Origin of the sequence: Streptomyces lienomycini (assembly GCF_027947595.1) — a bacterium.
Taxonomy (GTDB): domain Bacteria; phylum Actinomycetota; class Actinomycetes; order Streptomycetales; family Streptomycetaceae; genus Streptomyces; species Streptomyces lienomycini.
In genome coordinates this window covers 5,848,241-5,862,069 of sequence record NZ_CP116257.1, presented here as the reverse complement: position 1 = coordinate 5,862,069, position 13,829 = coordinate 5,848,241, and the positions used below count along the sequence as shown (strand labels likewise).

The window sequence follows — 13,829 nt, the reverse complement described above, 5'->3', positions numbered from 1 at the left end:
CGCGCTCCTTCGCGTACACGTGTGAAGTACGTCTCCGATCCTCGCACGCGCCGCCGACAGCTTGGGATGACGGGCGCGACCGGCGCCCTGAAGGGGCGCGGGGCTCTGCTCGATGTGCGGCTCCGCCGCGTGGGCGCGACCAGCCACGACGCACCCGCACCGTAGAACCGCACCCGTGCCACAGGCGCACCCGGCACCGACTGTCAGTGCCACATGGCAGGATCGGTGTCGTGGCGAAGACAGCATCGAAGAAGACCGACAGCACCTCCGGCGGCCGACCGCGGCTGATGCTCATGGACGGGCACTCGCTGGCGTACCGCGCGTTCTTCGCGCTGCCCGCGGAGAACTTCACGACCGCGACGGGCCAGCCGACCAACGCGATCTACGGTTTCGCGTCGATGCTGGCCAACACCCTGCGTGACGAGGCACCCACGCACTTCGCGGTGGCGTTCGACGTCTCCCGCAAGACCTGGCGGTCCGAGGAGTTCACCGAGTACAAGGCGAACCGCTCCAAGACCCCGGACGAGTTCAAGGGGCAGGTGGAGCTGATCGGCGAGCTGCTCGACTCGATGCACGTCCCCCGCTTCGCCGTCGAGGGCTTCGAGGCGGACGACGTCATCGCCACCCTCGCCACCCAGGCCGAGGCCGAGGGCTTCGACGTCCTGATCGTCACCGGCGACCGGGACTCCTTCCAGCTGGTCAGCGAGCACACCACGGTCCTGTATCCGACCAAGGGCGTCTCGGAGCTGACCCGCTTCACGCCGGAGAAGGTCTTCGAGAAGTACGGGCTGACCCCCACCCAGTACCCCGACTTCGCGGCCCTGCGCGGCGACCCGTCCGACAACCTGCCCGGCATCCCGGGCGTCGGCGAGAAGACGGCCGCGAAGTGGATCAACCAGTTCGGATCCTTCGCCGAACTGGTCGAGCGCGTCGACGAGGTCAAGGGCAAGGTCGGGCAGAATCTGCGCGACCACCTGGAGTCCGTCAAGCTCAACCGCCGGCTCACCGAGCTGGAGCGCCGGGTCGAGCTGCCGAGGACGGTCGACGACCTGGAGCGGACGGCGTACGACCGCAAGGGCGTCGCGGTGATCCTGGACACCCTGGAGATCCGCAACCCCTCCCTGCGCGAGCGGCTCTACGCCGTCGACCCGGGCGCCGAGGAGGCCGAGGCCACCCCGGTGGTCGAGGACGGTGTGGAGCTGGACGGCACCGTGCTGGGCACGGGCGAGCTGGCCGGCTGGCTCACCGAGCACGGCGCGCGGCCGCTCGGCGTGGCCACCGTCGACACCTGGGCGCTGGGCACCGGCTCGGTCACCGAGGTCGCGCTGGCCGCGTCCGACGGCAAGGCCGCCTGGTTCGACCCGACGGAGATCGACGAGGCCGACGAGACGGCGCTGCGGGCCTGGCTCTCCGACGCGGGGCGTCCGAAGGTCTTCCACAACGCCAAGGGCGCGATGCGGGTCTTCGCCGAGCACGGCTGGAGCGTCGCCGGCGTGGGCATGGACACGGCGCTGGCCGCCTACCTGGTCAAGCCGGGGCGCCGCTCCTTCGACCTGGACGCGCTGTCCCTGGAGTACCTGCACCGCGAGCTGGCCCCCGCCGCCGCGGCCGACGGGCAGCTCGCCTTCGGCGCGGACGAGGGCGCCGAGGCCGAGGTGCTGATGGTGCAGGCCCGGGCCATCCTCGACCTGGGCGAGACCTTCGAGAGCCGCCTGGCGGACGTCGGCGCCGCCGACCTGCTGCGCGACATGGAGCTGCCCACGTCCGCGCTGCTCGCCCGCATGGAGCGGCACGGCATCGCGGCCGACCGGGAGCACCTCCGGGCCATGGAGCAGATGTTCGCGGGCGCCGTCCAGCAGGCGGTGAAGGAGGCCCACGCGGCGGCCGGACGGGAGTTCAACCTGGGCTCGCCCAAGCAGCTCCAGGAGGTCCTCTTCGGTGAACTGAACCTGCCGAAGACCAAGAAGACCAAGACCGGCTACACCACCGACGCCGACGCCCTGGCCTGGCTCGCCGCCCAGACGGACAACGAGCTGCCGGTGATCATGCTCCGCCACCGCGAGCAGGCCAAGCTGCGCGTCACGGTCGAGGGCCTGATCAAGACGATCGCCGCGGACGACCGCATCCACACCACGTTCAACCAGACGGTCGCCGCGACCGGCCGCCTCTCCTCCACGGACCCGAACCTGCAGAACATCCCGGTCCGCACCGACGAGGGCCGCGCCATCCGCCGCGGCTTCGTGGTCGGCGAGGGCTTCGAGTCCCTGATGACCGCCGACTACAGCCAGATCGAACTGCGGGTGATGGCGCACCTGTCGGAGGACGCGGGCCTGACCGAGGCGTTCACCTCCGGCGAGGACCTGCACACCACCGCCGCGGCGCAGGTCTTCTCCGTCGAGCAGTCGGCCGTCGACGCGGAGATGCGCCGCAAGATCAAGGCCATGTCCTACGGCCTGGCGTACGGCCTGTCCGCCTTCGGCCTCTCCCAGCAGCTGAACATCGAGGCGGCCGAGGCCCGCGGCCTGATGGACGCCTACTTCGAGCGCTTCGGCGGCGTGCGGGACTATCTGCGCCGGGTCGTCGACGAGGCACGGGCCACGGGATACACGGCGACCCTCTTCGGTCGCCGCCGCTACCTGCCCGACCTCAACAGCGACAACCGCCAGCGCCGCGAGGCGGCCGAGCGCATGGCCCTGAACGCGCCGATCCAGGGCACGGCGGCCGACATCGTCAAGATCGCCATGCTCAACGTGGACAAGGCGCTGCGCGAGGCCGACCTCAGGTCCCGCATGCTGCTCCAGGTCCATGACGAAATCGTCCTGGAGATCGCCCCGGGCGAACGCGCGGCGGCGGAGGAACTGGTCCGCCGCGAGATGACCGACGCGGTGCGGCTCAGCGTCCCCCTGGGCGTCTCGGTGGGCGTGGGCCCGGACTGGGAGTCGGCAGCGCACTAGCCTCCGGCGGCCGGCGGTCGCGGGGTGCTGTCCTTCTGACCGCCCCGCCGCCGCGGGCAGCCTGCGTCGGGACGGCAGGGGCGAGCAGTGGCCCGGGTGGACGCCGGGGACCCCGCCGACGTCGACCCTCCCGCCAACGTCGGCCCTCCCGCCAACGTCGGCCGTCCCGCCGACGCCGGACTGGGCGACACCCCGGTCCCGTGCTCGCGCAGGGTCGGATGCCTTCCGGGGTGGGGAGGCCCTGAGCGCGCCGCGTCATGGCAGCCTGCCGGAGCCCTCGTCCCCGAGGCCCCCGGTCTCGCGCTCGCGCCGCGTTGGGCGTCCTACGGGGCGGGGAGCCCTGAGCCGGCACGTCACGGCGCCTTTGCCCGCGCCCTCGTCCTCTGCCGCCGGCGTCCTCCGTGCGGTCCCGCGCTCGCGCCGGGCAGGGCACTCTTCGGGGCGGAGAGGCCCCGAGTGCTCCCTGTCAGGGCACCCCTGCCCGTTTCCACCGCCCCTGGTTTCGCGCTCGCGCCGGGTCGGGCAACGCTCCGGAGCGGGGACGCCTCCGGGTCCGCCACGTCACGGCGCCCCGCCCAGCCCCTCCCGCCGCGCCCGCCCGGTCCGTCACTCCGGTGGCCCCCGACGAAACGCCCCGGCTCCGCTCTCCCGTGAGGATGCGGGCATGGGTATACGCATGCTCCACCACCGGACGGTACCGGCACGGGCAAGCACCGACGGACCCGCCCGCCTGCCACTCCTCGCGGTCCCGGTCTTCGCGCCGGGCGCCAGTACCGGCCGCATCCCCTCCACCCTCGGGACGGTCCTTCGCCGTACCGCGACGGACGTCCGCCGCAGACTCGTCCGCCGGGCCCCGACGTCCACCGCCCCGCACCAGACCCCCGCCTGGCGCCTGTGGGCCGACCTGGCCCGCGGCTACCTCGCGCTGGCTCTCAGCCTGCTGCCGCGGCCGCGGCCCACCCACAACTTCACCGTGTTCGTCGCGACCGCCGACACCTTCAGCGCGCGACCCGGCGGTCCGGCTCCCCACCGACGCCGGACGGGTTGACGCGGACCGGGGCAGGACGCCACACCCTGACCCCCACGGCGTACAGCAGCAGGGCCGGGACGAGACCGGCGCCCGCCCCGAAGCACACCGTCGGGATCAGTTCCCAGGGCTTCGCGACGTCACCCCAGTAGTCCCACCAGCGCGTCGCCCGCCGCACCGCCCCGGCCACCGCGCAGCCGCCGAGCAACAGCCCGGCCCACCACCGGTCCCGCACCGAGAGGACCGGAACACCCGGCGGCCCGGCCTCCCACCGCGCCCGGCGCAGCGCCCGCGCCAGGAACACGGCGATCACGACCGCGGCCACCGCGGAACCGCCGTACTGCAGGTACCAGTACAGCGGTGAGCCCGCGATCTCCCGCCCCAGGACGGGCAGCACCCGCATCCCCCAGCGGTCGAGGTGCGTGAACGCGTCCCACACCACGTGTGTCAGCGCGCCCAGCACCGCCGACAGGTACCACCGTGCCACCAGGGAGGGCGCCCCGCGCGCACGCGGCGCCCCGCAGCGCAGCAGCACGGCGACGCGGCCCCGTCCGGCCCGCGGCAGCAGGGCCACCAGCGGTTCGCGGACCAGCAGCCACAGCGCCACCAGAGCCCAGGCGACGACGACGTCGACGGTGAAGACACCCGGGAAGGAGTGCGTGACGTCCCCGAACTCCATCGCCCCGGAGACGAAACTCGCCGCGTAGTACGTCGTGTCGGGCGCGAACGATCCCGCCACCAGCACCGCCGGCACCAGCCGCGCCCGGCCGGTGCCGTCGGCCCGCACGGCGGGCAGCACGGCGGCCGCGTGACTGAGGGTGAACGGCAACGGAACTCCTCATATGGTCAACTGGTGAATATCGGGCACGAACGGGTGCCCGTGCAAAGCAAGTTGTCGTAGGGTCGCCTGCGGCACCGTACTGGTCGAACAGATGATCACCGGGCTCGGGAAGTTGCGGTGCGACCGCGGACGCAGGGTCATCGTCACAGCAGGACGGGCACGGCGGGAACGACGGGCGAGCACGAGGGCCGAACACGCACGGAGACGGACGCGGCAGCGTCCACGGGAGGGGTTCACTCTATGGCGGCGCATTTCGACAGGAGGCTCCGCAAGGCGGCGGTCACCACCACCGTGGCAGCGGTCGCGGTCGCGGCCCTGTCCGCGTCCCAGGCCCCCGACGTGACGGCCGACGGCAACGGCAGACGGACGACCGCCGACAAGGCGCCCACGTCCGACACGTCGTCCGCCGAGAGCGCCACCGGCAACTCGCCCTACTACACCGACCTGCCGCCGCTCAACAGCCCCAACCCCGCCCCGACCACGGGCACCCCCGCCTCCCGGGACTCCGCCGAGGCCGGTGTCCCGGCGACCGTCCTCGACGCCTACAAGAAGGCCGAGTCCGCGCTGCGCCAGTCCAAGCCCGGCTGCAACCTGCCCTGGCAACTCCTCGCCGCCATCGGCAAGGTGGAGTCCGGCCAGGCCCGCGGCGGCCGCGTCGACGCCGCCGGTACCACCATCGGCCGCATCATCGGCCCCCAACTCGACGGCAACGGCTTCGCGCTCATCAAGGACACCGACAACGGCGTCTACGACGGCAACAGCAGCTACGACAACGCCGTGGGCCCGATGCAGTTCATCCCGTCCACCTGGGCGTGGGCCGGCCGCGACGGCAACGGCGACGGCAAGGAAGACCCCAACAACGTCTACGACGCCGCGCTCGCCGCCGGCCACTACCTGTGCCGCTTCGGCTGGGACCTCTCCGACCCGGACGACCTCGACCGCGCCATCCTCAGCTACAACAACTCGCAGGACTACCTGCGCACGGTCCGGTCGTGGCTGGAGCACTACCGCAAGGGCACCCACGAGATCCCGGACGGCACGGGCAGCCTCCCCGTCGGCCGCAGCGACGACCCCTTCGGCACCGGCACCTCGTCGCGCGGGTCCGGTGCGAGCACCCGGCCCCAGGCCCCCGCCACGACGACGCCCGCCCCGGACCCCGAGCCGAAACCGAGCCGGCCGTCGAACCCGGGCAAGCCGTCGGATCCGGGCAAGCCCACCAACCCGGGCACCGGTTCCCCGAGCGAGCCCCCGACGGAGCCGGAGCCGCCGACCGAGACCCCCGACCCCACCCCCACCGACACGGTCCACCACCTGGAGAACGCCGGTACCACGGGGCTCACCGCCATCGCGGGGGACACCTTCGCCAAGAAGATCAGCACCCGCGCCGAGACCGAGACCGGCGAGGCAGTCGGCAAGGTACGCATCCGCTTCACCGTCCTCGGCGACACGGACGCCACCTTCACCGGCGGCGAGAAATTCGCCGCGGTCACCACCAACGCCTCCGGGGTGGCCGTCGCCCCCGCGCTGGTGGCCGGCGAGAAGACCGGCGGGTTCACCGTCCGGGCCACCGTGATCGGCCGCGGCGTCGCGGGCCTCGACTACAAGGCCACCGTCACCGAGCGCGTCGCCGACACCCTCGCCCGCACCGGTGCGAAGGACCTGACGTGCACGCCCGGCGGCACGTTCGCGGACCGGGTCGAGGTGAAGGCCACGTTCAAGGGCGCCGCCGCGGACAAGGTCGCCGTCACCGCCACTCTCGTCAAGTCGGAGTCCGACCCGGGCGAGAACGACAAGGGCCCCTACTTCAAGGACGACGACGGAACGGCCGTCCGTACGCTGACCGGCCTGAAGACCGGCGCCGACGGGCAGCTGAAGCTGCCCGAGCTGTTCGCCGACGACACGGCGGGCACGTTCGTGCTCCGCCTGACCACCCCGGGCGGCGGCACGCTCGACGTCGAGCTGAAGGTGGCCGAGGCCCAGCCGTCGACCCCGCCCGCCGAGTCGCCCGGCGCCACGCCCGGCCCGTCCACCGAGCCGGAGGCGTAGGACACGTCCGTCCGACCCGCCCGAGGGCGCCCCTCCGCCGCGACGGAGGGGCGCCCTCGGCAGGCCCGTGCCGTCGTCACTTCCCGAGCCGGGCCTTCGTGTGGCGCGTCGGCTGCGCGGTGGCCGGGTCCTCGGGCCACGGGTGCTTCGGATACCGGCCGCGCAGCTCCGCCCGTACACCCTGGTAGCCGTCCCTCCAGAACGAGGCCAGGTCGGCGGTGACCGCGGCAGGACGGCCGGCGGGGGAGAGCAGATGGACGAGAAGCGGCACACCGGCGACCTCCGGCGACCGCTGGAGCCCGAACATCTCCTGCAACTTCACCGCGAGGACCGGCTGTTCGGGGTCTGCGTAGTCGACCCGGATCCTGGACCCACTGGGGACGACGATCCGCTCGGGGGCCAGCTCGTCGAGCCGCGCAGCCTCCCCCGAGGCCCAGGGCAGCAGCCGCGCCAACGCCTCCCCGAAGTCGACCCGCCCGAGGTCGGCCCGCCGCCGGGCCCGGCTCAGCTCGGGCTCCAGCCATTCGTCCACGCGCGCGAGCAGCGCGTCGTCGGTGACGTCCGGCCAGGGCTCACCGAGATGCCGCCGCAGGAACCCGAGGCGCTTGCGCAGCACGTCCGCCTCGGCCGACCGGCGCAACAGCCCGAACCCCTCCCGCCGCAGCCCCTCGAGCAGCGCGTCCCGTACGAGACCCGGGTCGGCGTCGGTGAGGGGCCGCACCGCCAGTTCCACCGCCCCGAGCCGCTCGACGCGCCGGGCCACCACGTCGCCGCCGGCCCAGTGCACCTCGTCCCGCTCCACCAGCAGCGCCCCGGCCGCGAGGCGTGCGATGCCCTCGTCGACGACCGCGCCGAGCTGCACGCGCGCGTGCCCCTTGCCCACGGGACGGTCGGCCACGGCGACGGCGATCCACCGGGCCCCGCGCAGCGCCGACGACTCCGGCAGTTCCGCCCGGGTGCCCGAGACCATCAGATAGGAGCCGCCGTCCACCTTCCTGCCTACCCGTTCGGGAAACGCCAGAGCCGCCACCAGGCCGGCGAGCGCGTCCTCGGTCACCTGCCCGGCCCGCCCACCGGTTGCGGCGGCGGCCCGCAGCCGCCGCACCTCGGCCCGCCACCGAGCCCCGTACGCGTCCCCGCCCCGCCGAGCGGCCCGCAGCACGGCCACCAGATCGTCCCCGTACTCCCGCGGCGCCTCCTCGCTCAGCAGCCCCACGACCTCGGCCACCACCCCCGCCGCCCCGCCGGCGGCCCCCTTGGCGCCAGGTCCACTCGTTCCCGGCCCACTCGTTCCGGCCCCACTCGTTCCGGCCCCACTCGTTCCGGGCCCACCCGCGCCGGGCCCACCCGCGCCGGGCCCACCCGCGCCGGGCCCACCCGCGCCGGCTCCACTCGTTCCGGGCCTACCGGCATTGGCCACATCCGCGCCGGGCCCACTTGTTCCGGGCTCACCCGCGCCGGCCCCACCCGCGCCGGGCCCACCCGAGCCGGGCTCACCCGCGCCGGCCCCACCCGCGCCGGGCCCACCCGAGCCGGGCCCACCCGCGCCGGGCCCACCGGCACCGGCCCCGCCCGCATCGGCCCCACCCGCCCCGGCCCCGCTCGTCCCGGAGGCGTCCGCCCCAGGCCGCTCCGCTCCGGAGCGGCCCCCGGCCCCCGCCCCCGAGCCCGTACCGGAGGCAGCCGGGGACGCGCCCCCGGCTCCGCCCAGTTGCTCCGCGTCCAGGAGTGCCCGGCCCAGCCGGGGATGCAGACCCAGCCGGGCCAGCCGGACGCCCCTGTCCGTGGCGCGGCCGGCGGAGTCCACCGCGCCGATCGCCGTCAGCACCGACCGGGCGGCCGCCATCGCGCCGCCCGGCGGAGCGTCGAGCAGCGCGAGTCCGGACGCGTCGGGATCGCCCCAGCAGGCCGCCTGCAGCGCGAACGCCGTCAGGTCGGCCACCTTGATCTCCGGCGCCGGGAACCGCGGCAGACGGACGTCCTCCGCCTCCGCCCAGCAGCGGTACACCACCCCCGGCGCCTCACGCCCGGCCCGGCCCGCCCGCTGCCGCGCCGCCGCCCGCGACGCCCGTACCGTCGTCAGCGCGCTCAGCCCCCGCGCGTGGTCCACCCGAGGCTCCCGGGCCAGTCCGGCGTCCACGACCACCCGCACGCCCGGAACCGTCAGCGACGACTCGGCCACCGACGTCGCCAGCACCACCCGGCGCCGCGCCCCGGGCGCCAGCACCGCGTCCTGCACGGCGGCCGGAGCCCGCCCGTGCACCTGGAGCACGTCGACGTCCCCGAGGTCCCGCAGCCGCCCGGCGACACGGGTGATCTCCCCGACGCCCGGCAGGAAGCACAGCACGTCCCCGTCCCGCTCGGCCAGCGCCCGGCGCACCACCGACGCCACGTGCGCGAGCAGCGCCGGGTCCACCCGCATCCCGTGCGGCGGCCGTACCGGACGCGCCGGTGGCGCCCACACGACGTCCACGGGATACGACACGCCCCGCGCCTCGACGACCGGCGCCCCGCCCAACAGCCGGGCCCAGCCCTCCGCGTCGGTCGTGGCCGACGCGGCCACCAGCCGCAACTCGGGCCGCAGGGCCTGCCGTACGTCCCACAGGAACGCCGCCGTGGTGTCCGCGTCCAGATGCCGCTCGTGGCACTCGTCCAGCACCACCGCGTCGACGCCCGCCAGCTCCTGGTCCCGCTGGAGCCGCTGGAGCAGCACACCGGTCGTGACGACCTCCACGCGCGCGCGTGGCCCGACGACCCGCTCACCGCGCACCGTGTACCCGACGCTCCCGCCCGGCTTCTCACCCAGCAGCCACGCCATGCGCCGGGCCGCCGCCCGCGCCGCGATCCGCCGCGGCTCGGCCACCACCACGCGCCGCGCCGGGCCCTCGCCCCCGTCCAGCAGCCCGGCCAGCGCGAGCGGCACGAGTGTCGTCTTGCCGGTGCCGGGCGGCGCGACCAGCACCGCCGTGCCGTGCCCCTCCAGGGCGTTGTGCAGCGCGGGCAGGGCACCGCGCACGGGCAGCGCGTCCAGGGCGTCGTAACGGATCACGCACCCAGTGTCGTACGGCGGCGGAACCGCTCTCCACGCGCGCGTGGACCCCCGGCCGCGGTACGGCTCAGTCGCGCTCGCAGACGAAGATCGCCGTCCCCGGGATCAGATGGCCCCGCAGCGGCGACCAGCCGCCCCACTCCGAGGTGTTCCAGTCCGGCCACTCCGGCTCGACGAGGTCCACCAGCCGGAACCCCGACGTCACCACGTCCCGGACACGGTCGCCCAGCGTCCTGTGGTGCTCGACGTAGACCGCCAGGCCCTCGTCGTCCTGCTCGACGTACGGCGTGCGGTCGAAGTAGGAGGCGGACACCGACAGACCCTCGGGCCCCGGCTCGTCCGGGAACGCCCAGCGCAGCGGATGCGTGACGGAGAAGACGAAGCGGCCGCCGGGCCGCAGCACCCGGCACACCTCGCGCAGCACCAGCCGCGGGTCGGCGACGAACGGCAGCGCCCCGTACGCCGAGCACGCCAGGTCGAACGAGGCGTCCGCGAAGGGCAGCACCGCGGCGTCGGCGCAGACCAGCGGGAAGGAACCGCCGATGCGCAGGGCGTGCTGGAGCTGGCGGTGGGAGAGGTCCAGGGCCACCGGGCGGGCCCCCTGGGCGGTCAGCCAGCGCGAGCACTGGGCGGCGCCGGCCCCGATCTCCAGGACGTTCTTGCCCTTCAGGTCCTCCGGCGGGCCGAGCAGCTCGGCCTCCACCTCGTCCAGGCCCTCGGGACACCACACGAAGCGGTCGTCGCCGAGGAAGGTGCCGTGATCGGTCTGGTACTCGTCCGCGTTCCGGTCCCACCAGCCGCGGTTGGCGCGGGAACTCTCCGTGACACCGGCGGCACGCCGGGTCGCCTCGGGTTCGGCTCCTTCTGCCACCGCTGCCGCCGCTGCGGCCTCGGACGATACGGGCTCTTGGATGACCGGCTCCCTCGTACTAGTCTGCGGGCTCTTCCGTGCCGCCCGCGCCGCCCCGCGTGTCGCGAAAGGGGCGTCCGGGGCTCCATGTGGCCTCGGGAGGCGGCTTTTGTGCCGGGTATGCGACGATCTGCCCCGGGTGTGCGGCTTCGCGCATTGACCCTGCCCGGCTGCCCCCGTATGCTACAAGTTGCGCTGCGGGCCTGCGCACCTCAGACGTAGCAGGTCGCGCTCGCATCTGTTGTATGTCCCCTCGGTTCTCGAGGTGTCACCCCTGGTTTCGGTGACGCTTCCTTGGCTGTCCGGCTTCTGCAGAGCGAAACGGGCTCCCGGCGTAAGCAGTACCTACGACTTCAATGTCCGTACCGGAGCCCTTTCCCACATGACGAGCAGCACCGAGACCACCGCCACCACCCCGCAGGTTGCGGTCAACGACATCGGTAACGAGGAAGCCTTCCTCGCCGCGATCGACGAAACGATCAAGTACTTCAACGACGGCGACATCGTCGACGGCGTCATCGTGAAGGTCGACCGGGACGAGGTCCTGCTCGACATCGGTTACAAGACCGAAGGTGTCATCCCGAGCCGCGAGCTCTCGATCAAGCACGACGTCGACCCCAACGAGGTCGTCGCCGTCGGTGACGAGATCGAAGCCCTTGTTCTCCAGAAGGAGGACAAGGAAGGCCGCCTGATCCTCTCGAAGAAGCGCGCCCAGTACGAGCGCGCCTGGGGCACCATCGAGAAGATCAAGGAAGAGGACGGCATCGTCACCGGTACCGTCATCGAGGTCGTCAAGGGTGGTCTCATCCTCGACATCGGCCTCCGCGGCTTCCTCCCGGCCTCCCTGGTCGAGATGCGCCGCGTCCGCGACCTCCAGCCCTACGTGGGCAAGGAGCTCGAGGCGAAGATCATCGAGCTGGACAAGAACCGCAACAACGTGGTCCTGTCCCGCCGTGCCTGGCTGGAGCAGACCCAGTCCGAGGTCCGCCAGACGTTCCTCACCACCCTCCAGAAGGGTCAGGTCCGTTCCGGCGTCGTCTCCTCGATCGTCAACTTCGGTGCCTTCGTGGACCTGGGTGGCGTCGACGGTCTGGTCCACGTCTCCGAGCTGTCCTGGAAGCACATCGACCACCCGTCCGAGGTTGTCGAGGTCGGCCAGGAAGTCACCGTCGAGGTCCTCGACGTCGACATGGACCGCGAGCGTGTCTCCCTGTCGCTGAAGGCGACCCAGGAAGACCCGTGGCAGCAGTTCGCCCGCACCCACCAGATCGGCCAGGTCGTGCCCGGCAAGGTCACGAAGCTGGTGCCGTTCGGTGCGTTCGTCCGCGTGGACGAGGGCATCGAGGGTCTGGTCCACATCTCCGAGCTGGCCGAGCGCCACGTGGAGATCCCGGAGCAGGTCGTCCAGGTCAACGACGAGATCTTCGTCAAGGTCATCGACATCGACCTCGAGCGCCGCCGCATCAGCCTCTCGCTGAAGCAGGCCAACGAGGCCTTCGGTGCCGACCCGTCCGTGGTCGAGTTCGACCCGACCCTGTACGGCATGGCCGCGTCCTACGACGACCAGGGCAACTACATCTACCCCGAGGGCTTCGACCCCGAGACCAACGACTGGCTCGAGGGCTACGAGACCCAGCGCGAGGCCTGGGAGACGCAGTACGCCGAGGCCCAGCAGCGCTTCGAGCAGCACCAGGCGCAGGTCATCAAGTCCCGCGAGGCGGACGAGAAGGCCGCTGCCGAGGGTGTCGACACCGCGGGTGCGGCTCAGGCCACCTCCGGTGGCGGCGGTGGCGGCGGCGGCTCGTACTCCTCCGAGGGCGGCGACAACTCCGGCGCCCTGGCGTCGGACGAGGCGCTGGCCGCGCTGCGCGAGAAGCTGGCCGGCGGCCAGAGCTGACGCTCTGAACGCAGACCGCTGACACACGGCGGTCGAAGCACAGTGGTCGACTGAGGGGCCGCACCTTCCGAGGTGCGGCCCCTTCGGTGTTTCCCTCCGGGAATGCCCTACGCCGTAAGGGCGTTATGACGTACGAACACGAGGAGGGGAGCGGTCACTGTGCTTGATCCGCAGGGTTTGTACGCATGGGAGCCGAAGGGCCTGGCCGTCGTCGACATGGCACTCGCCCAGGAGTCGGCCGGACTGGTCATGCTGTACCACTTCGACGGATACATCGACGCCGGCGAGACCGGCGACCAGATCGTCGACCAGGTGCTCGACTCGCTGCCCCACCAGGTCGTCGCCCGCTTCGACCACGACCGGCTCGTGGACTACCGGGCCCGCCGCCCGCTGCTGACCTTCAAGCGGGACACCTGGGCCGACTACGAGGAGCCCACCATCGAGGTGCGGCTCGTGCAGGACGCCACCGGAGCGCCGTTCCTGCTGCTGTCGGGCCCCGAGCCGGACGTCGAGTGGGAGCGCTTCGCGGCCGCCGTACGGCAGATCGTGGAGCGGCTGGGCGTCCGCCTGTCGGTCAGCTTCCACGGCATCCCCATGGGCGTCCCCCACACCCGTCCCGTCGGCATCACGCCGCACGGCAGCCGCACCGACCTCGTACCGGGCCACGCCAGCCCCTTCGAGGAGGCGCAGGTCCCCGGCAGCGCCGAGGCGCTCGTCGAGTACCGGCTCATGCAGGCGGGGCACGACGTGCTTGGTGTCGCCGCGCACGTCCCGCACTACATCGCCCGGTCCGCGTACCCGGACGCGGCGCTGACCGTCCTGGAGTCGATCACCGCGGCGACCGGCCTGGTCCTGCCCGGCATCGCGCACTCCCTGCGCACGGAGGCCCACCGCACCCAGACGGAGATCGACCGGCAGATCCAGGAGGGCGACGAGGAACTCACCGCGCTCGTCCAGGGCCTTGAGCACCAGTACGACGCGGCCGCGGGCGCCGAAACCCGGGGCAACATGCTCGCCGAGCCCGTCGAGATCCCCTCGGCGGACGAGATCGGCCGCGAGTTCGAGCGGTTCCTGGCGGAGCGGGAGGGCGACGGCTGACGCCGTG

General features: G+C 73.2%; 8 protein-coding genes. 5 read left to right on the top strand and 3 right to left on the bottom strand.

From position 1 onward, the window contains the following. The first annotated feature begins 230 nt into the window (after positions 1 to 230). Complete coding sequence (gene polA, locus BJ961_RS26755) at positions 231 to 2,954, top strand: DNA polymerase I (RefSeq protein WP_271415347.1); 2,724 nt, start codon at positions 231 to 233, stop codon at positions 2,952 to 2,954. Between the two features lie 664 nt (positions 2,955 to 3,618). After that, positions 3,619 to 4,002: a hypothetical protein gene (locus tag BJ961_RS26750; protein WP_271415346.1), complete on the top strand. Its 384-nt coding sequence runs from the start codon at positions 3,619 to 3,621 to the stop codon at positions 4,000 to 4,002. Here BJ961_RS26750 and BJ961_RS26745 read toward each other — a convergent pair. Continuing rightward, on the bottom strand, positions 3,953 to 4,810 hold the full coding sequence (locus BJ961_RS26745) for a DUF4184 family protein (RefSeq protein ID WP_271415345.1): 858 nt from the start codon (positions 4,808 to 4,810) through the stop codon (positions 3,953 to 3,955). The genes BJ961_RS26750 and BJ961_RS26745 overlap by 50 nt on opposite strands. A 252-nt stretch (positions 4,811 to 5,062) precedes the next feature. Here BJ961_RS26745 and BJ961_RS26740 point away from each other — a divergent pair, with 252 nt between their 5' ends. Continuing rightward, positions 5,063 to 6,868 carry a lytic transglycosylase domain-containing protein gene (locus BJ961_RS26740; RefSeq protein ID WP_271415344.1) on the top strand — a complete coding sequence of 602 codons (1,806 nt, stop codon included), beginning with the start codon at positions 5,063 to 5,065 and terminating at the stop codon, positions 6,866 to 6,868. 76 nt (positions 6,869 to 6,944) lie between these two features. Here BJ961_RS26740 and BJ961_RS26735 read toward each other — a convergent pair whose 3' ends face one another. Both BJ961_RS26735 and BJ961_RS26730 read right to left on the bottom strand, forming a co-directional pair. After that, positions 6,945 to 9,917, bottom strand: coding sequence for an ATP-dependent RNA helicase (locus BJ961_RS26735; protein WP_271415343.1), 2,973 nt, complete (start codon positions 9,915 to 9,917; stop codon positions 6,945 to 6,947). 67 nt (positions 9,918 to 9,984) lie between these two features. Then, positions 9,985 to 10,830 carry a class I SAM-dependent methyltransferase gene (locus BJ961_RS26730; protein WP_271417173.1) on the bottom strand — a complete coding sequence of 282 codons (846 nt, stop codon included), beginning with the start codon at positions 10,828 to 10,830 and terminating at the stop codon, positions 9,985 to 9,987. A 379-nt stretch (positions 10,831 to 11,209) separates the two neighbouring features. On the opposite strand from BJ961_RS26730, the gene rpsA reads away from it, so the two are divergent. Both rpsA and BJ961_RS26720 read left to right on the top strand, forming a co-directional pair. Then, on the top strand, positions 11,210 to 12,724 hold the full coding sequence (gene rpsA, locus BJ961_RS26725; RefSeq protein WP_271415342.1) for a 30S ribosomal protein S1: 1,515 nt from the start codon (positions 11,210 to 11,212) through the stop codon (positions 12,722 to 12,724). Between the two features lie 159 nt (positions 12,725 to 12,883). After that, the gene (locus tag BJ961_RS26720) at positions 12,884 to 13,822 is read left to right on the top strand and encodes a PAC2 family protein (protein WP_271415341.1); all 939 of its coding nucleotides are present in this window, start codon (positions 12,884 to 12,886) and stop codon (positions 13,820 to 13,822) included. Positions 13,823 to 13,829: the final 7 nt, after the last annotated feature.

What these genes read in the sequence shown, in the direction of transcription:
- BJ961_RS26750 (WP_271415346.1), top strand. Translation starts at nt 3,619, where the DNA reads ATGGGTATACGCATGCTCCACCACCGGACGGTACCGGCACGGGCAAGC.
- BJ961_RS26740 (WP_271415344.1), top strand. Translation starts at nt 5,063, where the DNA reads ATGGCGGCGCATTTCGACAGGAGGCTCCGCAAGGCGGCGGTCACCACC.
- rpsA (WP_271415342.1), top strand. Translation starts at nt 11,210, where the DNA reads ATGACGAGCAGCACCGAGACCACCGCCACCACCCCGCAGGTTGCGGTC.